This window comes from Lactiplantibacillus sp. C232 (assembly GCF_023806725.1).
GTDB lineage: Bacteria > Bacillota > Bacilli > Lactobacillales > Lactobacillaceae > Lactiplantibacillus > Lactiplantibacillus plantarum.
Window position 1 is genome coordinate 255,191 of record NZ_JAMSKZ010000001.1, and the last position, 21,553, is coordinate 276,743.

General features: G+C 45.0%; 21 protein-coding genes and 1 other annotated feature. Of the genes, 15 read left to right on the forward strand and 6 right to left on the reverse strand.

What is annotated here, in order from left to right; genetic code table 11:
- Nucleotides 1-1,182: an exonuclease SbcCD subunit D gene (locus tag MZO41_RS01250; protein ID WP_003640304.1), complete on the reverse strand. Its 1,182-nt coding sequence runs from the start codon at nt 1,180-1,182 to the stop codon at nt 1-3.
- A gap of 370 nt (nt 1,183-1,552) precedes the next feature.
- On the opposite strand from MZO41_RS01250, the gene MZO41_RS01255 reads away from it, so the two are divergent.
- Nucleotides 1,553-2,131, forward strand: coding sequence for an SdpI family protein (locus tag MZO41_RS01255; RefSeq protein ID WP_003640305.1), 579 nt, complete (start codon nt 1,553-1,555; stop codon nt 2,129-2,131).
- A 147-nt stretch (nt 2,132-2,278) separates the two neighbouring features.
- On the opposite strand, the gene yidC is transcribed toward MZO41_RS01255, so the two are convergent.
- Both yidC and MZO41_RS01265 read right to left on the reverse strand, forming a co-directional pair.
- The gene (gene yidC, locus MZO41_RS01260) at nt 2,279-3,202 is read right to left on the reverse strand and encodes a membrane protein insertase YidC (protein ID WP_003640306.1); all 924 of its coding nucleotides are present in this window, start codon (nt 3,200-3,202) and stop codon (nt 2,279-2,281) included.
- A gap of 63 nt (nt 3,203-3,265) precedes the next feature.
- Nucleotides 3,266-3,538, reverse strand: coding sequence for an acylphosphatase (locus tag MZO41_RS01265; RefSeq protein ID WP_003640307.1), 273 nt, complete (start codon nt 3,536-3,538; stop codon nt 3,266-3,268).
- A 231-nt stretch (nt 3,539-3,769) separates the two neighbouring features.
- Here MZO41_RS01265 and MZO41_RS01270 point away from each other — a divergent pair, with 231 nt between their 5' ends.
- The 8 genes from MZO41_RS01270 to greA all read left to right on the forward strand — a co-directional run bounded on the left by MZO41_RS01270 (nt 3,770) and on the right by greA (nt 11,922).
- The gene (locus tag MZO41_RS01270) at nt 3,770-4,537 is read left to right on the forward strand and encodes a TrmH family RNA methyltransferase (protein ID WP_003640308.1); all 768 of its coding nucleotides are present in this window, start codon (nt 3,770-3,772) and stop codon (nt 4,535-4,537) included.
- A 100-nt stretch (nt 4,538-4,637) separates the two neighbouring features.
- On the forward strand, nt 4,638-5,147 hold the full coding sequence (locus tag MZO41_RS01275) for an HD domain-containing protein (protein WP_003640309.1): 510 nt from the start codon (nt 4,638-4,640) through the stop codon (nt 5,145-5,147).
- A 22-nt stretch (nt 5,148-5,169) separates the two neighbouring features.
- A complete protein-coding gene (locus MZO41_RS01280) occupies nt 5,170-5,529 on the forward strand; it encodes a winged helix-turn-helix transcriptional regulator (protein ID WP_003638562.1) in 360 nt (119 codons plus the stop codon).
- 46 nt (nt 5,530-5,575) lie between these two features.
- Nucleotides 5,576-5,803 (forward strand) — a binding site (T-box leader).
- 53 nt (nt 5,804-5,856) lie between these two features.
- Nucleotides 5,857-6,903, forward strand: a complete 1,047-nt coding sequence (locus MZO41_RS01285) for a phenylalanine--tRNA ligase subunit alpha (RefSeq protein ID WP_003644299.1) — start codon at nt 5,857-5,859, stop codon at nt 6,901-6,903.
- 8 nt (nt 6,904-6,911) lie between these two features.
- Nucleotides 6,912-9,329: a phenylalanine--tRNA ligase subunit beta gene (gene pheT, locus MZO41_RS01290; RefSeq protein ID WP_003644300.1), complete on the forward strand. Its 2,418-nt coding sequence runs from the start codon at nt 6,912-6,914 to the stop codon at nt 9,327-9,329.
- 146 nt (nt 9,330-9,475) lie between these two features.
- Complete coding sequence (gene mltG, locus MZO41_RS01295; RefSeq protein WP_003640312.1) at nt 9,476-10,681, forward strand: endolytic transglycosylase MltG; 1,206 nt, start codon at nt 9,476-9,478, stop codon at nt 10,679-10,681.
- 18 nt (nt 10,682-10,699) lie between these two features.
- The gene (gene udk / locus MZO41_RS01300) at nt 10,700-11,329 is read left to right on the forward strand and encodes a uridine kinase (protein WP_003640313.1); all 630 of its coding nucleotides are present in this window, start codon (nt 10,700-10,702) and stop codon (nt 11,327-11,329) included.
- A gap of 110 nt (nt 11,330-11,439) precedes the next feature.
- Nucleotides 11,440-11,922 carry a transcription elongation factor GreA gene (gene greA, locus MZO41_RS01305; RefSeq protein ID WP_003640314.1) on the forward strand — a complete coding sequence of 161 codons (483 nt, stop codon included), beginning with the start codon at nt 11,440-11,442 and terminating at the stop codon, nt 11,920-11,922.
- 1,063 nt (nt 11,923-12,985) lie between these two features.
- Here the strand turns inward: greA and MZO41_RS01310 are convergent.
- Nucleotides 12,986-13,708 (reverse strand): LiaF transmembrane domain-containing protein, encoded by a 723-nt coding sequence (locus MZO41_RS01310; protein WP_003640317.1) that lies wholly within the window; start codon nt 13,706-13,708, stop codon nt 12,986-12,988.
- Nucleotides 13,709-14,164, reverse strand: a complete 456-nt coding sequence (locus tag MZO41_RS01315; protein WP_003640318.1) for a LytTR family DNA-binding domain-containing protein — start codon at nt 14,162-14,164, stop codon at nt 13,709-13,711. It abuts the gene before it with no gap.
- Nucleotides 14,165-14,348: 184 nt separating this feature from the next.
- Between MZO41_RS01315 and MZO41_RS01320 the strand changes: the two genes are divergently transcribed.
- A complete protein-coding gene (locus tag MZO41_RS01320; protein WP_003644301.1) occupies nt 14,349-14,651 on the forward strand; it encodes a HesB/YadR/YfhF family protein in 303 nt (100 codons plus the stop codon).
- 116 nt (nt 14,652-14,767) lie between these two features.
- On the opposite strand, the gene MZO41_RS01325 is transcribed toward MZO41_RS01320, so the two are convergent.
- A complete protein-coding gene (locus MZO41_RS01325; RefSeq protein WP_003640320.1) occupies nt 14,768-17,413 on the reverse strand; it encodes a YfhO family protein in 2,646 nt (881 codons plus the stop codon).
- A gap of 199 nt (nt 17,414-17,612) precedes the next feature.
- Here MZO41_RS01325 and MZO41_RS01330 point away from each other — a divergent pair, with 199 nt between their 5' ends.
- The 5 genes from MZO41_RS01330 (at nt 17,613) to MZO41_RS01350 (ending at nt 21,548) form a co-directional block, all read left to right on the forward strand.
- Complete coding sequence (locus MZO41_RS01330; RefSeq protein WP_013355492.1) at nt 17,613-19,649, forward strand: peptidoglycan D,D-transpeptidase FtsI family protein; 2,037 nt, start codon at nt 17,613-17,615, stop codon at nt 19,647-19,649.
- Between the two features lie 125 nt (nt 19,650-19,774).
- Nucleotides 19,775-19,924: a 50S ribosomal protein L33 gene (rpmG, locus tag MZO41_RS01335; protein ID WP_003638573.1), complete on the forward strand. Its 150-nt coding sequence runs from the start codon at nt 19,775-19,777 to the stop codon at nt 19,922-19,924.
- 147 nt (nt 19,925-20,071) lie between these two features.
- Entirely contained in the window at nt 20,072-20,638 is a 567-nt protein-coding gene (locus MZO41_RS01340) for a 5-formyltetrahydrofolate cyclo-ligase (RefSeq protein ID WP_003645173.1), read from the forward strand.
- On the forward strand, nt 20,625-21,308 hold the full coding sequence (locus MZO41_RS01345; protein WP_003645172.1) for a rhomboid family intramembrane serine protease: 684 nt from the start codon (nt 20,625-20,627) through the stop codon (nt 21,306-21,308). Before MZO41_RS01340 ends, MZO41_RS01345 begins: the two co-directional genes overlap by 14 nt.
- 18 nt (nt 21,309-21,326) lie before the next feature.
- Nucleotides 21,327-21,548 carry a YqgQ family protein gene (locus tag MZO41_RS01350; protein ID WP_003644303.1) on the forward strand — a complete coding sequence of 74 codons (222 nt, stop codon included), beginning with the start codon at nt 21,327-21,329 and terminating at the stop codon, nt 21,546-21,548.
- Nucleotides 21,549-21,553: the final 5 nt, after the last annotated feature.

Sequence of the window (21,553 nt, forward strand, 5' to 3'; positions counted from 1 at the left end):
CTAATCCTCTTTTCTTAAGTTGACGAAAATCTGGTCAACGAGTTGTTGTTGTGTCGTTGAGAGCTGGTTACCAGTAATCGCGTGGAAAAATTGCCCAACAATGGCATCAGGACTCAGTTCGTTCATGTTTTTTGGGCCACTAATGGCGGTGGCTTGGTGGTTCGATTCGTAGTCCAGTTCGACAATTGTGCCGTAGATTTGTTCGAGTTGCGCCCGGACGTTCAGATGCTTACTACGGTCGAATTCCTGGACGGTGATCGCAAACCAAGCCTGCTTTAACGGCTGTTGCTGATAAAAGTTGGGATCAAGTAACGTTTCCCAAGGCGCACGCAACGTAACCAAGTCAGTTTGCGGCTGAATTGGCTTGAATTCATGGGTGATCGCAGTGGGTGTGATTGTCACAATTTCAACACCTTTGCCATGGAACTTAGGGTTGGCTTCCTTGACGTTAAATTTGACGGGGCTACCGGCATAACGAATTCGATCTTTGTCGGGTGAGGCTAACCGAGTGTGAATATGGCCCAGCATCACGTAGTCGAAGTCTGCGAATAAATCGGTGGTCAGCGTCGCCAAACCGCCCACTTTGGAAGTTGTTTCACTTGTTAATTCCAAGTCGTCATCTGCTTTGGGTGTAACGGTAAAATGAGTAATCAACAAGTGCCGTTTTTCAGGATCAAAGGTGGTAACGAGGTCACTAACCACGCGTTGCATCGCATCGTGAATGGTGTGAATCGCCTTGACTTGTTTTTCGGGCAAACCTTGTTGCTGATAGTAGACCCGCGCGTCAATGGGGTCAAAAAACGGTAACATAAAGATTTGTGCCGTTGGGGTCTCGATGGGCGTGAAGGCCTCGGCTAGTAACGTATTGATATGAAAATTATTATAGGCTAGCCATTCACGACCGTAGTTGAGACGTTTGGCGCCATCATGGTTGCCAGCAATGGCATAGATTGGTAGGTGATGCTCGATATTAATAGCCTGCAGCATGTGGTCGAGTGAAGTGACCGCATCGGTACTCGGAACGGCCCGGTCGTAGATGTCCCCAGCAATCACGATACCATCAACTTTTTCAGCCAATGCAATCGTTAGAATTTGCTTGAACGCTGCTTCCTGTTCATCTAACAAAGAATAACCGTTAAGCGTCCGGCCGATGTGCCAATCCGCTGTATGTAGTAACTTCATGGGAGTTCCTCCTTGAGTTTGAATTGTTAATTTCCATTATCGCATATTTACATAAAATTTCAGGTCTCGAAGTGTCGTCTGCCCAAAGTAGATTAATTTTGACGAAATACGTTTGATTTAGTTTGGAATGTTGGCGGACAAACTTGAAAGTGGGCAAGTTCTACCCCTTATTATGCAATTCAGCTATAATTGCGCTTAACTAGTTGAGCAATTATTGATTGCAACATACGGGTGAGTGATTTGCTGGTCATCCTTGCTCTCAGCGATTGCGTGTTTTAGTCACGCATCACGCATAACGTCGGACTCGGTATTAGAATAATTATGGTGCTGCAATCTCATTGGGTTAGCAGTTTAAAATGGGGGCTTACTCATGATTCCAGAAAAATGGCAACAGACGCTTGGGGTTAAATTGTTTATCATGGTAAATTTAATCAATTTGGTCATCTTAGCAGTGATCAAACTGGCCAGTGGTGCGCCCGTGTGGCGAGTTCGTAATGCACCGTTGGCCGTGGTTGGTGGGTTATTTTTAATTGGGATTAGTTTAATTTTGATCTGTAAACAGAATCCCAACTGGCGCAAGGGAACGTATCTCGGTGCTGATATTAACTTGACCGTTTTATTTTATTTGTTACTTATTGATTTCAACCGGATTTCCACGCTTGGCTTTGCGCTGATTGCGATAATCATCTCGATTGTCGCATTACCGATGGCATATACTTCTCGTAATCGCTTGGTTGGAATCCGGATTCCGTGGACCTATTTGTCAGAAGAAAACTGGCATCGGACTAACGTGCTAGCAGGCAGATTATTTGGAATCTCAGGACCGCTGTTAGTAGCGATGGGAAAGATGTCAACAGACTCATTTCTCAATGCCTTTGTTACGATTATCGTGTTGGTCGTGATTTTGACCGTGGGTTATTCCTACCGGTTAAGTAAGAAATTAATCTGATCGGGCCTGGCAGCGTTAATTGGCATCCCGTGGTAATGTTTGCAAAATCAGTTAAGGTGACGGCTGTGTGCCGGTTAGGTGCAACGTAAAAAGCACCGCCATGAGAATTTTCATGACGGTGCTTTAGTGTTGATTAAGCTTCAGTGGTTATTTACGGTGTCGTTGTTGTTTACCGGCATTCCGACCACGCCCCGCATTATTTTGCGGACGAGGATGACTAGGCTTGGATTCAGTTGCATTAATCGGCTTTGGTTGCGTCGGTGTTGGTGTTTTGATGGGGTGCTTTTTGAGTTCTGCTTCAACTTCACGCCGAATACGTGGCCGGAAGAAGTTGATGATCAGTGTTTGCAAGCAGGCAAACAAACCACCAACGAAGAAGTAAAGTCCTAAACCTGCGGGAGCGGACATGGAAACAAATAAAATCATGACCGGACTCATAATGAGCATGAGACGCATCGTCTTCTTCTGTTCTTCAGGTAAACCAATCATGGATAGGTAACCCTGTGCCAAGTAGGATAAAAAGGCTAAAATGGCTAGAATCAGACTGGATTTTCCAAGGGAGATCCCCATAAAGGTCGCCTTAGATAATTCAGGCGAATAGCGAATAGCGTAGTACAAGGCGGAGAAAATTGGCAGTTGAATCAGTAGTGGTAAACAGCCAATACCACCAGTCATGCTAATACCGTTGTCACGGTAAAGTTGCATGAGCTCATTACTGATTGCGGCTTTTTCTTCCTGAGTCGTCGCTGCTTTTTGCCGTGCCTGGATTTTTTCCATCTGTGGCCGAACCGCGGACATTTTTTCTTGTTGGTAGGTTGATTTACGTTGTTGATTAATCATCATTGGCAGTAAAACGAGTCGCACAATGACCGTCAAGCCGATGATTGCCCAACCGTAGTTGTTACCGAATAGTTGTGACAACCATTCCATCACGTTTTGCCCTGGCTTTGCAAGGTACTCGTAAACAAACCCGTATGGTTTACCAGCTTTGGTCGTTTGCACACAACCGCTTAGAAACAGTGCTAACGTTCCTAAGGTGATGGTGAGCGTAAGGCCTTTTTTTGATTTCACTAGTTAATAATCCCCTTTGTTAAAGTCATATAATGATGATGATACTAAAGATGTCGGGGGAATTCAATTGGTTATCCGAAAATCGTGATAGTTTTGTGGTTCAACTTCATGCACTTCGAGGTGCTTGACCTTGCCAAAATCGGTTGGCGACTGCCGAACAACGTCGATAAAGACTTGCACTCGTTGATCTTCACCCTCGGCTTCAATAAAGACTGAGCCGTCCATCAGGTTACGAACGATTCCGTTCACGCCGCATTTGTCAGCGGCAACTTTAGTGGCCCAACGGAAGCCCACCCCCTGGACCCGGCCGATTGCTTTTAATGTTACTGCACGCATTGTGTCACTTCCTTACTTAACTTGTTCAGCTAGTCTAACCTGTGACTAGCATCTTGATTGTATTGTGTTAGCATAATTAGTACAATCTGTATTACTTATATAATAGCATGGAAATGTTCAACGGGCGATATGCTATACTTGGGATAAAACGGACACTTTCGAATGATACAGGGTGCCCCGAATTGACAAGACCGGCTGATGTTTCAACCGATTAATTAAAGGAAGTTGACGATGGAAAAAATTAATTCATTACAAAATGCGCACGTCAAGGCGTGGAAAAAGCTCCAAACAAAGAAGGGACGCAAACAACAGGGACAATACTTGCTAGATGGTTGGCATTTAGTCAACGAAGCAGTTAAAGCACACGTCGCGATTCAGACCTTGCTCATTACTGCCAAGCAACTGGCGACCGAACCGGATTTGACTCATTTTCCAGCGGTCATTGAAATCTCTGATGAAGTCGCCAAACATATCAGTGCGACGGTGACGCCGCAGGGGGTGTTTGCGCTGGCGACCCTGCCTGCTGCAATTGAAGATCTATCACAATTAGATTTAACGCGGCCTTGGTTACTGCTCGATAATGTTCAAGATCCCGGAAATATTGGAACCATGGTACGGACTGCGGATGCTGCGGGTTTTGCCGGCGTCGCTTTCGGTACCGGGACGGTGGACATCCATCAACCCAAAGTTGAACGAGCTATGCAGGGGAGTCAGTTTCATTTACAACTGATTAGTACTGATCTCGACAAGTTGGTTGACCAATTGCAGGCGCAGGGTTCACCAGTCTACGGTTCAGAGTTAAATCCACAGGCAGCCCGGTATTTAGATATTGACGCGCCGGCTAGTTTTGGCTTGATCATGGGAAACGAAGGTAATGGAATGAGTCGGGAATTATTGGCACGGACAGACCAAAACTTATACATTCCCATCAAGGGGCAAGCAGAATCGTTAAATGTAGCCGTGGCTGCTGGCGTTTTAATGTTCGGTTTATATCGCTAACTTACAATTAGTAAGAAAATGCTAAAATCCAGGTAAAATACTTTCAAAATGACTGGCTTTTTAGTAGAATAGCCGTAGATATTAGCAAAGGGAGCTTTAGATGAAAACTAATAATGCGTGGCAACAAGATTCTGAATACGTGGCGATCGTCGAAGATTTATTAGCACAGCCGGCCGTTCAGCGGCTTGCTGAGTTTACACAGCACCACCATTCAAATCGATTGGATCATTCGATTGCAGTTTCATATGATAGTTATGTTTTAGCGAAGAAATGGCATCTAAATACGACGGCAGTGGCGCGTGGTGGATTATTGCATGATTTGTTTTATTATGACTGGCGTGAAACCAAGTTTGATCTCGGCTCGCACGCATTTATTCATCCGCGGGTAGCGTTACGTAACGCTGAAAAGTTAACGAAATTAACGCCGATGGAAAAAGATATCATTTTGAAGCATATGTTTGGTGCAACTTTAGCTGTGCCTAAATATCGTGAAAGTTTGCTCGTCTCTTTAGTTGATGATTATGAAGCAGAACATGAATTTTTTGGACCATTACGTATGAAAGTGGCCAAACAACTAGATCGGTTCCGAGGCAAGGTCTCCGCCGGTTAATTCAATAATTGGGGGTCATTGCATGTCAGAAATGCTAGCTGACACGGTAACAGAATCCAACGTGGATTTCGAACTGTGTCCAAAATTTGAAAAGACGTTCTCAATTCTAGGGAAAAAGTGGAACGGTTTAATTATCGATGTTTTACTGGAAGACGGTCCCCAACGCTTTAAGAATCTGGCACGCCGGATTCCTAAGTGCAGTGATCGGGTGCTGGTCGTTCGTCTCAAGGAATTGGAAGAAAACGGCATTGTGAGTCGGGTAACCCATTGTGACTCTGCCCTGATTGAGTATCGCTTGACTACGAAGGGGCAAGATTTACGACAGGTCATGGATACGGTCCATAACTGGTCTGATAAGTGGTTCAGCCCGGCCGAATCCTAATACGGGGTTGACGTGCAGGGCACTTTGCCATAAACTGACAATGTAGATAAAAGCCTTGACGAGAAATAGTAGTTAGTTACGGCGTCGTAGGGACGGGTGTCACCGATTGAAAGCACCCTGGCGACCAAGATTGACGAATTCACTCTCTGAGCTGAAATTGGGCGTTTGTGTAAACAAATAATTTTCCGGTATCCCGACCGTTATGACGGGTAGTGAGTGTGCATAGTGACTGCTATGCAAACAAGGGTGGTACCGCGATGACCTCGTCCCTTTTCAGGGATGGGGTCTTTTTTTGTCCGCAACGCAACTAAAAATTGGAGGCAGCATATGAGTTTACAAGATCGATTAACCGAATTACGCGATCAAGGCTTGGCCGATATTAAATCCGCCGATGTTTTGAAAAAGGTTAACCAAGTCAAAGTTGATTTACTTGGCAAAAAGGGTCCGATTACAGAAGTATTGCGCGGAATGCGCGACTTAAGCCCGGAAGAACGGCCAAAGGTGGGCGCTTATGCCAACGAAGTTCGTGACCGGATTCAGGCTGCGATTGATGAACGCCGTGAAGAACTGGAACAAGCAGCCGTTAATGAGCAATTGGCTGCCGAAAAACTGGACGTGACGTTACCGGGTCGGGAAGTTCCACAAGGTCAGCCTCACGTGATTACCCAGATTATTACTGAATTGGAAGATCTATTTATGGGAATGGGCTATCAAATTGTTGATGGTGATGAAGTTGAAGAAGATTACTACAACTTTGAACGGTTGAACTTACCGAAGGACCATCCCGCCCGTGACATGCAAGACACGTTCTATATTACCAAAGACGTGCTACTACGCACGCAGACGTCTGCTGATCAGCCGCGGTCACTTGAAAATCACGATTTTTCTAAAGGACCGCTGAAGGTCTTGTCACCTGGCCGCGTTTATCGGCGTGATACGGATGATGCAACTCATTCCCATCAATTTCATCAAATTGAAGGGTTAGTCGTGGACAAGCATATTACGATGGCTGATTTGAAGGGCACCTTAATTCTGGTTGCCAAGACTTTGTTTGGCGATCAATTCGATGTTCGGCTACGGCCAAGCTTCTTTCCATTCACGGAACCATCCGTAGAAGCTGATGTAACTTGCTTTAATTGCAATGGCAAGGGCTGTGCAATCTGTAAGCAAACGGGTTGGATCGAAGTACTGGGTGCCGGCATGGTTCACCCCCACGTGTTAGAAATGTCTGGCATTGATCCAGAAGAATATGGTGGTTTTGCCTTTGGGTTAGGACCAGACCGCTTTGCAATGTTGAAATACGGTGTTGACGATATCCGCAACTTCTACTTGAATGACGTGCGGTTCTTGTCACAGTTCTATAAGAAAGGTTAGGCGTCCACATGAGAATTTCTACGACATGGTTACGCGATTATTTGAAGCTGGACATTCCGGCCGATGAATTAGCAGAAAAGATTGAACGGACGGCCGTTGAAGTTGACGGTGTTATTCGTCCCAGTGAAGGATTGAAAAAAGTTGTAGTGGGGCACGTCTTAACGTGTGAGCCACATCCAGATTCTGATCATCTCCACGTTTGTCAAGTGGACGTAGGCGAATCAGAACCCTTGCAAATCGTTTGTGGGGCACCTAACGTTGCGGCTGGCGAAAAGGTGATCGTGGCGTTACCCAATTCATGGATTGGTGGTCACACTAAGATCAAGAAGAGTAAGATGCGGGGAGTTCCATCAAATGGGATGCTGTGCGCCTTAGACGAACTTGGTTTTGATGAAAAGTTAGTTCCAAAAGAAGTTGCGGATGGTATTTTCATTCTGCCTGACGATGCCACGCCAGGTGATCCGGTCTTTTCATACCTAGGGATGGATGATGAAATTATTGACATGTCCGTTACCCCTAACCGTGGTGACATGCTTAGTATGAATGGTACGGCGCATGAACTTGCTGCCATTTACGACCAACAACCAACGATGCCGAAAGTTGATTTGCATGAAGATGCTACGACGGTGGCTGCGGATGATCTACATGTGGCTGTCGCTGCCGACGAACATGATGTCCCAATGTACAAAATGCGTCTAATTAAAAACGTTACGATTAAGCCAAGTCCGTTATGGCTCCAAATTCGAATTTGGAATGCTGGTATGCGGCCAATCAATAACGTCGTTGACGCAACGAACTACATTTTGATGCAATATGGACAACCGCTACATGCTTTTGACTTTGATCAATTGAATGACGGTCAAATTAACGTCCGGTTGGCGAAAGCTGGCGAGCATTTAACGACGTTAGATGGTGAAGATCGCGAATTACTAACGAGTGATCTGTTGATTTGTAGTGGCGATCAACCAATTTGTTTGGCTGGGACGATGGGTGGCCTAGCGACCGAAGTCACTGATCAGACTACGACCATTGCGTTGGAAGGTGCGGTTTTTGATGCAGTTAAGATTCGTAAAACTGCCCATAATCATGACTTACACAGCGAAGCTTCAATGCGCTACGAACGGGGCATTGACCACGGCATGACCGCAACGGCCTTAGACGCTGCCGCAGCCATGATTGCAGAACTTGGTGATGGTCAAGTTGCTAGTGGTATGGTCATCGGTCGTGACGAGGATGTGCAACCAACGACAGTAACCATTGACTTAGCACGGATCAACCACGTCTTAGGAACTGAGTTGTCATTGGACACGGTCAGTGATATTTTTAAACGATTGGACTTTCCAACGGTCGTTGCTAATGAAACGTTCACGGTTACGGTGCCATCACGGCGTTGGGATATCCATATTCCGGCTGACCTTATCGAAGAAATCGCCCGGCTATACGGTTATGATAACTTACCAGCGACCCTACCAACGGGCCAACCAACAATCGGTAAGCTTAATGAGACCCAACAGGTGATTCGTGACTCACGTAAGTTAATGGAAAGTGCTGGCCTCACGCAAGCCATCAGTTACTCATTGACCACGGAGACTAAGTCGAAGGCCTTTGCGCTTCATGCTAGTGACGTCACTAAATTAGACTTTCCAATGAGTTCAGAACGGACCACGCTACGCTTGAGTCTAGTTTCTGGTTTGCTGGATGATTTAGCTTATAACAATGCTCGTAAGGAACACAATGTGGCATTGTATGAAGAAGGACGGGTCTTTTACAGTCAACCTGAACAAGTCCGGCCGAAGGAAATTGAACACATTGCCGGAGCTATTACGGGTTCCATGGTTCCCAAGAGCTGGGGCGTTGCCGAACAACCCGTTGATTTCTTCCAGATTAAGGGTATCGTGGCTGGTTATCTGAAGAGTCTGGCGTTGCAAGATGCCGTTAGTTACGTTGCCACGGCCGAACATCCAGAGATGCATCCTGGTCGGACAGCTGATATTTACGTTGGTGACCAGTTAGTCGGTTTCGTCGGTGAAGTTCATCCAACGACTGCCAAAGCCTACAAGATTCGGGAAACTTATGTCTTTGAACTGGATTTAACGGCGTTGATTGCCTTACCAAAAGCGCGTCAACAGTATCAACCGATTTCCAAGTTCCCAAGTATCACCCGGGACGTGGCGATGTTGATTGATGACGATGTGACCAACGCAACCGTGGTTGCCTTGATCAACAAGAAGGGCGGCGCGCATTTACGGCACGTTCAACTCTTTGATGTTTATAATGGGAGTCACGTGCCAGCGGGTAAAAAGTCGCTAGCTTATACGTTAACGTATCAAGACCAAAACGCAACGTTAGTCGATGATGATGTTACGACAGCATTTGAAAAAGTACTGACAGCCTTAACGGATGAATTAGGTGCTGAAATTCGTTAGTTTGTTGATAGTCTTGTTAAACGCCGAATGATTTGAAGTCATTCGGCGTTTAATGTGTGTCCAAGATCCTAAAAAACCATAAAACTAATGGCGAACTAGTGCAAACTGGGCAACAGTTTTGTATAATTGATAAGATTAATCAATAAATGGAGGGGCGAGTCTTGAATAACAACCAGGATAACCAAGATCAGAAGGATCAAAACGATTCACAAGATCGTGGGGTAAATGAACCTAATCGTTCAGAACAAAAACAGCGGAAATCATTTTCGAAACACGTTATTGGTGGCGTTGTTGGTATTTTAGTCGTACTTTTAATTATTGTGGGGGTATTGGGTTATCGATATTTTGATAATGCGACGCAACCATATGACAGTAGCGACAATCGCGTCGTTCAAGTTGATATCCCGTACGGTGCTAATGGTAAGAAAATTGCCGATATTTTACAGCGCGAAAAGGTGATCAAGAGTGGTTTTGTCTTTGAATACTGGACGAAAGCACACAACTTATCAAACTTTCACGCGGGCTACTATCAGTTGAAGCCTTCGATGTCACTTGCTCAAATCGCGAAGGCCTTGAATAAAGGTGGTTCATCGGAACCGGTTCAGAGTTCTAGTGGTAAAGTCCTAATCGTTGAAGGTAGTCAGATTAAGACGATTGCGAAGACGGTTCAAAAACAAACTGATTTCACGTCGGCAGAATTTCTAGCCTTAATGAAGGATCAAACATTCATCAAATCATTGGCCAAGAAGTATCCACAATTGTTGAATTCAGCGATGAGTGCTAAGCAAGTTCGCTATCGTTTAGAAGGCTATTTGTTCCCGGCAACTTATGTTGTTGGTAAGAAAACAACTTTGAAACAATTAGTAACGCAGATGGTTTCGAAGACTAATGATGAGCTTGAACCATACTACGCGCAAATTAAGAAGTCGAAGATGTCCGTGCAAGAAGTAATGACCTTAGCGTCCTTAGTTGAACGTGAAGGCAGTACGACGAAAGATCGGCGGTTGATTGCTGGCGTCTTCTTGAATCGGTTAGATGCTAAGTGGCGCTTGGATTCTGATATTTCAGTGTTCTATGCGATCAATTCTAACAAGTCAACGTTAACGAATAAAGATTTGCAGACTGATTCACCGTATAACTTACGGTTGAACTTAGGCTACGGCCCCGGACCGTTCAACAGTCCTAGTTTAACATCGATCAAGGCAGTCTTAGATCCTGCACAACGGAGCAAGGGTTACATGTATTTCGTAGCAGATTTGAAGACTGGTGATGTCTATTATGCAAAGGATGCTGCGGGTCACGCGGCAAACATCAAGAAGGTTTCGAAGCACAACGAAGCCGCTGAAAAATAAGAATGAGGCGTAACTTAAATGACTGAAAATAAACATCGCCGACCAGTAGTCATCGGGGTAACTGGTGGTTCCGGTAGTGGTAAAACTACGGTCAGCAATGCAATTTACAACCAATTATCTGGTCAATCATTGTTGATCTTACAACAGGATTCCTATTACAATGATCAAAGTGAAATGACAATGGCTGAGCGCCATGCCGTTAATTACGACCACCCACTGGCTTTCGATACAGATTTGATGATTAAGCAAATCAAGCAGTTGCTGGCCTATCAACCAATTGAAAAGCCGGTCTATGATTACGAGCAGTATACGCGTAGCGACAAGACCATTCATCAAGAACCGCGTGATGTGATCATTGTCGAAGGGGTATTGATCCTAGATGATCAGCGTTTACGCGACCTGATGGATATTAAGGTGTTCGTCGATACCGACGATGATATTCGAATCATTCGGCGCATTCAGCGTGATATCAAAGAGCGGGGCCGGACACTAGACTCTGTGATTGGTCAATATTTGGCGACGGTCAAACCAATGTATCATCAGTTTGTGGAACCAACGAAACGTTATGCCGATCTAATTGTGCCAGAAGGTGGCGAAAATGAAGTTGCCATTGATTTATTGACAACTAAAGTTCGTTCAATTTTATAAAAAATAACGTCTTAACCAGCGCTATTTTAGATTTAAGAGTTTACTTTTAAAATCTGAAATGGTAGGCTGGTTTTTGATAACTATATTGCGTATTTGAGGAGTGAAACACATTGGCTGAAGATAAGACATATCCAATGACAGAAGAAGGCAAGGTCAAGCTGGAAAAAGAGCTTGAAGACCTTCGAATTAATCAACGTCCAGAAATTATTAATCGTATTAAGATCGCACGTAGCTACGGTGATTTATCAGAAAACTCTGAGTATGAATCAGCAAAGAATGAACAAAGCTTGCTAGAAAACCGGATTAAGACGGTTGAACACATGCTTCAATATGCTGAAATCATCGATAGTGACAAGATTGACGAAACGGAAGTCTCCGTTGGTAAAATCGTGACGTTCAAAGAATTACCTGATGAAGAACCAGAAAGCTACACCATTGTTGGTGCTGCCGAAGCTGATCCAATGGTTGGCAAGATTTCTAATGATTCCCCGATCGCCAAGGGCTTGATTGGGCATCACGTTGATGAAGAAGTTGCCATCAACATTCCAGCCGGTACCATGACGGTTAAAATTTTGAAGGTTGAAAACGCGTAATTTTATGCTTAAGACTGTTTTGAGGTAGCGGATACCTTGAAACAGTCTTTTTTGGTGGTTTAGAAGCGCGATTACTGATTACCAGCCACTATTTAACGAACGTTACTGAACAAGCACGTTTGCGTGTGAGTTCGGAATTCAAGCAAAACACCCGCTTATCTGCACAAAGCAGGTAAACGGGTGAGTAAATTGGACGTGTTACATTTTTTTAGCATTTACTATGATTAAAACATGCCAGTTGTGTAGGTTCGAAAACAGCCAGCTTAGACCCGCTGGAAACAGCTCGAACTCGCGTAGACTTTTGTTGTGGGTTCGTCCTACGCCGACCTCCAGGCATTTCTGCCAATTGCCGGAACGTGGTGGGCACAGATTTGAGCCGAAACACCACGTCTCAAATACTGGCCTTTCACTAACCAAGCAAAGGACGCTTGCTAAGTGAAATTTCACCACTGGGCATTGTCAGAAACGCCTTCCAGTCGGGATAGTATTCGAATGGCAGACGGTGAGGTACCCAACTTTTGATAAATTGGCCATTGCTTTTCAAAAACGGTAATTTTGTCAATCAACTGTCAGACTGAGAGTGATATTGTACTTAAGGTTCCAGTATTAAAATAGTCGACGACCAATTGCACCAAGTTAAGTGGCCGTTTATCAGCCATTCGAGCGGGTTTCCGAAATGTGCTCGGTACCACTGAAGCCTGTGCGTGCTACGCCAACGGACTAATGCCAAAACCGCATTAATCCGATGGCTAGGCAATGCTCGGCTTCAACCCGTGACCCCTCACAGGCTTGAGACCGGAGGGGCTGGGTGACAATGCTCAGTAGCCAAATTATTCTTAGCTGGAAGTGGGTTGCTTCCGGCTTAGAATAAGACTCGTATTTGAGATGACGCGGGTTATGCGTTAGCTCAAATCGACGTCGGCTGCGTTCCAGCAATTGGCACCCAGCCCCGGAGGTCGGAATAGGACGCGCAAGTGCTGATGAACAGTAATCCAACCAACTGGCATGTTTTAATCATGATTTATGACAGATTGATCAGGATATGGCCGACAGCAAAGTAGGGTTAGATATAGATAATTCGTAATTCACCAAGCGAGACGCTGCCGGTTAGTATGACACCCGGGCCAGCAGTGGTCGGTGTACCTGTCGATGAGATGTGGCCCATTGAGTTGCTGAGATTTTCCTGTAGCTGCCAAGTTTGAGGGAGGTATAACTCAAGGCTACCTAATGAAACGTCGACATTGATGGTTGCTCGGCCTTCTTTGATGTCAGCGTCATCGAAGTAGATTTTGGCACCAGCCATTGATACGTTCAGATCCGCAGAACGAAAATTTTCGCTGTGAACGTAGCGGATACTGTTGCCTAGTGAGAGATCTAAATTAACATGGTCATCGTTGATTGTGCTCGTTGATTCATGGACGTCATCGTGGTTATGATGATTGTAATGAGCATGATCATGGTTGTGATAGCGATAATGATATTGATAACGGGGATGAATCAAAAGACCCAAACCAATGCTGAGTAATACGGCAGCCCCTAAAATTGTCCATGGTACGAGCTTAGTGATTCCAAGTGGTTGCGCATAGATCATGGTTAAGAATGCGATAGCGAAGACGACGCCCGGCATATTCAAGTAACGAAGGCTACTAATTAAAGCCGCAACTAGAATCAATGTTAACAAGAGACTCCAGATGCTGACGTGGAGCGTGAAGAGACCGAGTTGACTAACGATAAGAACAACGGCGCTGGCAATTAAGAAGACGGGCCAAAACCAATTTTTATGCATTTATAACAGTCCTTTCTGTTCAAGACTTATTTTGAGTTGGCGATAGTAGCGTCTTGAAGCGTACAGTTGTTTAGGTGAGTGGTGAAACGCAATCAAGTTCCCGGTCAATGTCTTGGTTAAGGAATAGACTTGTTTGGTATTGACAATGGCAGATTTGGAGACGCGAAGAAAGTAAGCAGGTAAGCCTGTGCCCACAGCGGTCAGCGACTTGGGAACACGATAAACATTATCCAGCGTATGGGCGGCGACCTGGTGACCAGTTGCTTCGATGAATAGGATCGAAGTAAGCGGTAACTGTACGAGTTGACCACGTTGTGAAACGGTTAACGTAGCGGCCTCAATTGAAAGATTTTTGAGAGCAGCAGTGAGGGCGGCCGTTTCGGGGTAGTCGACTGGAACATGCAGTGTGACGGTTGGAATTGAGGTGTCGGGCTCCGTTTCAATGTTCACTTGCATAGGTTTCACCTCCTTAAGTAGTTTAAGTACACCACAAAACAATGACGCTGTAAATAAAGACTCCCTTAGCGGTCATTTCAGGAACGCAACTGGTCATTGGCTTGCTCATCGACTGTCAATGTTGCGTTTTATGGGCAAAAAGGGCACAATTACTGTAAACGATTTCAATGATGAGGTGTTAGTAATGAAAATAACAATTACAGATTTGGCCAGTAAGTGGTTTCATGATGACATGGGTGTAACCACTGGTAATGGGGTGCGCTTTTACGGCAAAACTTATGGCAAGACAGCAGTTCACAGTGGCTTCTCAATCGGGATCATGCGTGATGACGAACCCCATCAACCGATTGCCATGGTTGAAAAGGATGGTGTCAATTACTATGTCAACGACCGTGATGAATGGTTCTTTAAGGGCTATGATCTCACAGTTGATTATGATGAACAAAATGACGGCCCGAAGTATGACTACACGCCCAATAACGAGTAGTTCTGGTGAGTGCTTGCCAATAGCGATTAATATTTGGACAAAAAATCAGCGTTACCTGAATTAACAATTCAGGTAACGCTGATTTTTGCTGACCACATCTTTGACTGTGAACCGGGCTAGGCGTGGTGGCGTCGACGCCGGACGATAAACCAACCAGCCGTTGCGAGGGCACTAATCCCAGTAATCAGACTACCAGTGATTAAGAATGGCGGTCGATACGTCAAGGTGACCGTATGCTTGCCCTTACTTAATGGGACAGCAACAAAGGTATTAATCACTTTCTTAGTTGCGACGGATTTTCCATCAACAGTGGCATGCCAACCCTTGGAGTAAGGAATGGTCGTCATCAAAACTTGGTGACGATGCTTGATGTTGATTGTACCAGTAATCTTACGACTTGAGTGGGCCGTAATGTTCCAAGGGGATTGCTGGAGTTTCTGCGCCGACTTCTTGAATTGGGTATTATCCAACTTGTAGAGGGTGAAGTTTTGTAACCAGAGAGAAGTCTTCTTCATCTGAATCCCGAAGGTCACGGTCTTGCCCTTGCTATTTGATGCAACGTTAACAGCGATCGTGTGCCGGTAAGTTGGGTACTGCTTGAGTTCCTTACCGTTAATGTAGTAACTCGCATTCGAAGTAGTTAGATTTTGCCCGAGTGTGATGTAGTAGGAATCATTGGTTGTCGGCGTGAACTTAAAGTAAACCGACCCCGTTTTCGCTAAATTTTGTTTGTTCAAGACGGCGCCAGTTAACGTCGTGACCTTCTTAACGTTTTGGAAGACCACTTCGTTAAAGTTTTCGGCACTGATCAAGCCGCTGGTTGAACGATTTGCTAAGGTTTGGTAAATCAACTCTTGCCGGGCAATCGGATCGCCAGTTGTTTTGGAGACTTTCAAGCTAGTAATCTTGTCAGACGCTGCGAAACCAAGACCCAGGGCGTATGGATTTTTGTAGGTCGTGACTTTGTTAGTGCTGAGCTTTGCCGATTTTTGGTAATTCGTCAGATCTTTCTTGGTACTGGTGACCGGAATGTAGCTACGATAGTTCGCGTTATCAGTCTGGGATGTCGGTACTGTTTTATCCATAAAGTACTGCATGTCCAGTAACGAATCGGTAATCATGGTCCCGTTGGTGTAGGCGACCACACCGTCCCCATCCGGCTGACCAATTGAACCGAAAAAGTTAGGGATAATACTTTCGAAGGTCGAACTGAAATGATCAGCACCGTTATAGGCCGCCTGCATCGGATCGTCTTTAGTTCGTGTAAACGTCTTACCAATTCGATAAAAACGATTGTTGCTAGCTTTAATTTTGTTGACGGCATTGTCAAGGACTTGCGTGTATTTACCAAACTCACTTTGTGACACGTAGGAAATATTATTTAATGAAGCGACCACGTTGATCGACATATCAGTCGCAACTAAAATTAACGCGACGATTTGATAAATGAGACGTCGTTCCTTAGGCAACGTTAAGAAAATCAATGTAATTGCTGCCAAGCCAATTGTAATTAAGAGATTAGCTTGGGTGACGTAGGTGACTTTCTTAATGTTCAAGTAAATGGTTGTAAACAAACCGACCAGCAATGCGAGCATCGTTAGCGCTTGCCACAGTTTGATCGTTATTTTGTCTGTCAGTGCTTGGGCACCAATCCAGACGACCCAGAAACAAAAGACAAAGGAGAAGCGGTAAGGGTACCAAACTGGAAATTGGCCCGCATGCCACAATAAATCAAGTGGTTCGTAACAAAATGATAAGATAAGCGTCGCGGTTACAATCAAGGCGCTCAACTTCACGGACCATTTGAACTGGCGCCGTAAGAAGAAGAGCACAAAGGCGAGAACTGCTAACCATGCCACGTAAAAGTTCGGTTGACCGGATGGCATCTGATCGAAGTTGAAAGTACCGGTGACGAACTTAGCTAACATTTTCCAGGGCGCGTATTCAAGTTTCCAATGAACCTTGGTCACATTATATTGAGCCTTACTTTGAATGAGCGCCCAGAAAGTTGGTAATAGCAACCATGCGGAGAATGCGACACCTAGCAGACCACCCCAAGCAAATTTGAGGGCGTGAGTTGCTAAGGTCTTCACGTTTTGCCAATACTTAGTTGCGCCATACAACCAGTATAAACAACTGAATAAAATGACCATGTAGCCCATATAATAGTTGTCAATTAGCATGACGGCCAGCCAGCCAGCGAAGTAACGGACTTTACCAGTTGTAAACAAGCGTTCCAGTCCCAAAATGACCAATGGTAAAATGGCGACCGTGTCTAACCAGATCATGTTGAGCTGATTGGCGACCATCCAGCCCATCAGTGCGTATGCGGTACTGAAAGTTGGCACCAACCAACCCTTTTGCGTCTGCGTTTTAGTTAGTAGCCAGGCGAAGGATAGCCCTGCGAAACCATACTTTAGTACAGTGACGATAAAAATGCCGGTAGTGATTGATTGACCAGGGAATAGTAAGTAGATTAAATTAAAGGGACTCATTAAGTAATAAGCCCAGACCCCAACCATCTCGCCACCAATCGTTTTGGAGAAGGAATAGAAGAAAGCACTCGGATCGTGCAGTAGGGTATGCCGGAAATAGGAAAACAAGTCAACGTATTGTTGGCCTAAATCGACCGTTAACAGACTGCTTGATCCAAAGGGAGCCATGTGCCGATAAATAAAATAACCGGTCATGATCAGTAAAGGTAACCAAAAGCTGATCCATAATGGCCATGTGCGCTTGTCAAAAAAACGACGGAGTTTCAAAAATTGCCACCTCAATCTCTAATAATTCACAGCCAAACAGAAAAATAATCAAAAAAACATTAAAATCCGTAATAACGGCTGAAATTTTTATGTCTATCGTTTAGAATAACATAAGTATGGTATTTATCTAGGATTGCTAGTATCATCTGGTAAATTTTTGCGAAATGTTTACCAAATTAAGAATGGGAGCGCCTGAGAATTGAAATTGTTTAAGAAAATTACGATAAATCGTGATCCCAACAAGTCGCATATTCCATTTCGGCTGAACTTCTTGTTTTTCATCGTTTTCTTGTTATTTGCTGCGTTGATTGCGCAGTTAGCTTACTTACAAGTTGACTACGGACAGAAGTTCCGAAGTACAGTGAATTCAGCCAATAATACGACGGCAACGGGAAACGTTCAACGGGGATCGATTTATGATTCAACCGGTCGGGTCTTAGTGGGAAACAAATCCCACCAAGCGATTCAATACACGAAGGGGCTGTCAGTTGCGTCGACTAAGATGTACGAAGTGGCGAATAAGTTAGGTGAGTACTTAACCATTCCAACGGATACATTAACGGATCGGAACTTGGCTGATTATTACTTAGCGGGGGCGGCTAATTTAAAGTCGGTTGCTAAGAAGGTTAAAACGTCTAGCGACGATGATGTTTTGTACGCACGGGAAGTCGCCTATGCGGAAAAACATATCATTAATAATTTAACGTCTACGCAAAAGAATGCGGCGGCGATTTATTATAAGATGAGTTCGGCGTACTCGCTGTCAACGGTCAATATCAAATCGACTGGTGTGACGAGTACGGAGCTTGCTGAAATCGGTGAGCACCAATCCGAAATGCCAGGAGTTAAGGTCGGAACGAGTTGGACTCGGAGTTATCCTAATGGGACTGACTTGAGTAGTGTGCTCGGGACAGTTACGACCGAAAAGCAAGGGCTACCGAGTGATAGCATTAAAACCTTGCTGGCAGAAGGCTATTCTCGTGATGATTCGGTTGGTCAGAGCCAATTGGAAAAGCAGTACGAAAATGTCCTTCGTGGAACCAAGTCACAGACTGAGGTCAAGACGCAGGATGGGGTCATTCAAAAGGAGATTAAGAAGTACGGTGGCCAGAAGGGTGACAACGTTCAGCTGACGATTAATTCGAAGTTCCAGAAAAAGGTTCAAAGTATCATTATGTCTGAAGCCAAAACGGTGGGGAGTAGCAATGCCTACTCGCCAGGAGCCTATGCTGTTGTAATGAACCCTAGCACTGGTGCCATTTATGCGTTAGCAGGTGCCAGCCGGAATCTATCCACTGGTAAAGTGACTGAAAATGCGTTGGGAACCATCAACCAATCCTTCGTTATGGGGTCGGTCGTTAAGGGTGCTACGGTCATGGGTGCCTTGCAAGATGGTGTGATTACACCCACGAATAGTACTTTGACCGATACGCCGATCAAGTTAGCCGGAACGGCCACCAAGTCGTCATGGTTTAACAAGAATGGTGGAACTAGTCTGAGTCTTAACGCTTCGACTGCCATGGAAGTTTCTTCTAACTCCTATATGATGCAATTAGCCATGAAGGAAGGTAACTTCAGCTATGCGTCTGGGAAAGCCTTGACGATGTCTAATTCGGTCTTCTCTAAACTTCGTGGTTATTTTAACGAGTTTGGCTTAGGTGTTAAGACCGGGATCGACTTGCCGGGTGAAGCCTCAGGTTACCAAGGTTCTTCGGCACAGAAGGATATTGGTAAAGCGTTAGACTTGTCCTACGGGAACTACGATGCTTACACGACTATTCAGCTGGCGCAATACATTGCGACAATGGCAAATGGTGGGCAACGCATTGCACCACACATCGTTTCCGCTATTACTGGGACTAAATCTAACGGGTCCCAAGGGGCTGTTAAGACTAATGTTAAGCCACGTGTCCTGAATACCATTGACGTCCCATCCTCATACTTTGATGTCGTACACCAAGGGTATTGGGATGTGGTCCATGGGACAAGTACCTATAAGACTGGGAGCGCACTGGAGAACCTTTCACCAGCCGTTGCCGCAAAGTCTGGGACTGCTGAAACTTTCCATGGCACCACTTCTACCGAAACACTGAGTTTAGTCACTTATGCACCTTATAAGAATCCTAAGGTAGTGATTGCCATTGCCTTTCCTGGGATTACTGCAACCAACGGTGCTTATAACACGACAACTGCCACACAGATTTATAAGGCCTTTTGGAAGTATTATAACAAGTAAAAAATCAGCTTTTTTCGTGCCAGTATCTTAATTGATACTGGTATTTTTTAATCATTAATGGTATAGTAGTTCAAGTTAAGGGTTCCGGCCCTGTAATATGCGAATGAGTTTGGAGGGTCAACAACATGCGGGTACACATTACACTTGAATGTACAGAATGCCATGAACGCAACTACTTATCTTCAAAGAACCGCCGGAACAATCCGGACCGGGTTGAATTTAAGAAGTATTGTCCACGGGAACACAAAGTGACATTACATCGTGAAACAAAATAACAACGGGGACTCCTGTTGTTTTTTCTGTAACATTGTCATCAGACAATGGGTTTCTCATTTGTTGGCAACTGCCAAATTGGTTTTTCAATTTGACATGTTAATGAATGAGATTTTTTTATACCAATTTTATTTTGGGGGGTGCCGTACGTGGAGAAAAAAGCATTTCGTAAGCAACAGCTTGGGCGATTAAGCCAAATGACGCCGGCTGACCGGCAACGGCAAAACCAGGCGTTACAGACCCAATTATTTGCAAGCCCAACATGGCAAACTGCTCAGGTCATTGCCATGACAATTAGTAGTGACATCGAAGTAGCGACGCGCCCGCTTATTGAACAAGCTTGGGCGGAGGGCAAAATGGTGGTTATTCCAAAAACGCTGCCGCATCGTCAAATGGCTTTTTATCCTTACCAAGCGACTGATCGACTTGAGCGAACGACTTTTGGAATTCCAGAGCCCGTCACGGGTGAACCAGTCGCCAAGCAACAGATCGATCTGATCTTAGTTCCTGGTCTTGGGTACAGCCGTGACCGGCACGCCCGGATTGGATTTGGTGGTGGCTACTACGATCGTTACCTCGCTGATTATCCGGGTAAGAAGTTGACACTGGCTTATGACGAGATGGCTTTTGAACACGCTGAATGGCCGGTTGATCAATATGACGTCTTGTTAGACGAACTCTTGGTAGCAGGGGATGAACAACATGATGAGAATTAAACGCTGGTGGCAAACTGAACCGGCTATCACGCAGGTGCTACTTGGAATTACTGTGGCAGTCTTCTTAGTCGAGTGGCTGATGGGCGACGGCGCCATGCTGATTTTTAATTCACTAGGTGCTAAGAACAATCAAGCAATTGCGGCCGGCCAGTGGTGGCGATTGGTGACGCCGATGTTTTTACATATGGGACTTACCCATATTGCACTGAATGGTGTCGTTATTTATTTTATGGGCATGCAAATTGAAGCAATGTATGGTCATTGGCGGATGCTGGCAATTTATATTTTGGGTGGCATTAGTGGTAACATTATGAGTTTCGCGTTATCCAATAATCAGTCAGTAGGGGCCAGTACGGCGTGTTTCGCACTCTTTGGTGCCTTTTTGACGATTGGGGAATCGTTCTGGGAAAATCCAGTGATTCGCCAGCTCACGAACCAATTTTTACTACTAACCGTTTTGAATTTAGTATTCGATATGTTCTCGAATGGCATTGATATCTGGGGACATGTCGGGGGTCTAGTTGGTGGCTTTTTGTTAGGCTATCTGCTGGGTGTACCACGAATTGGCAAGATTGCGCCGCTGAAACGAATTGTGGCAACGGTTATTCTAGTCATTGGCTGGTTAGCTTTACTAAAAATGGGTTTTACAAATGCTAATTTAACTGTATAATTAATCGAGGATATGCACATGAAAACACTTTACGACGTCCAACAATTACTTAAAAAATTTGGCGTGTACGTGTACGTAGGCAAGCGAATTTGGGATATTGAGTTAATGGCCATTGAGATCGATCATCTCTATCAAGCTGGTGTCATTGACCCGAAGATGTATGCCCGCGTGAAGCTCGTATTGAGCCATGAGCACCGGATAGAAGCAGAACGCGCCCGTGAAGACGCGGCGCATGACTAATGGAG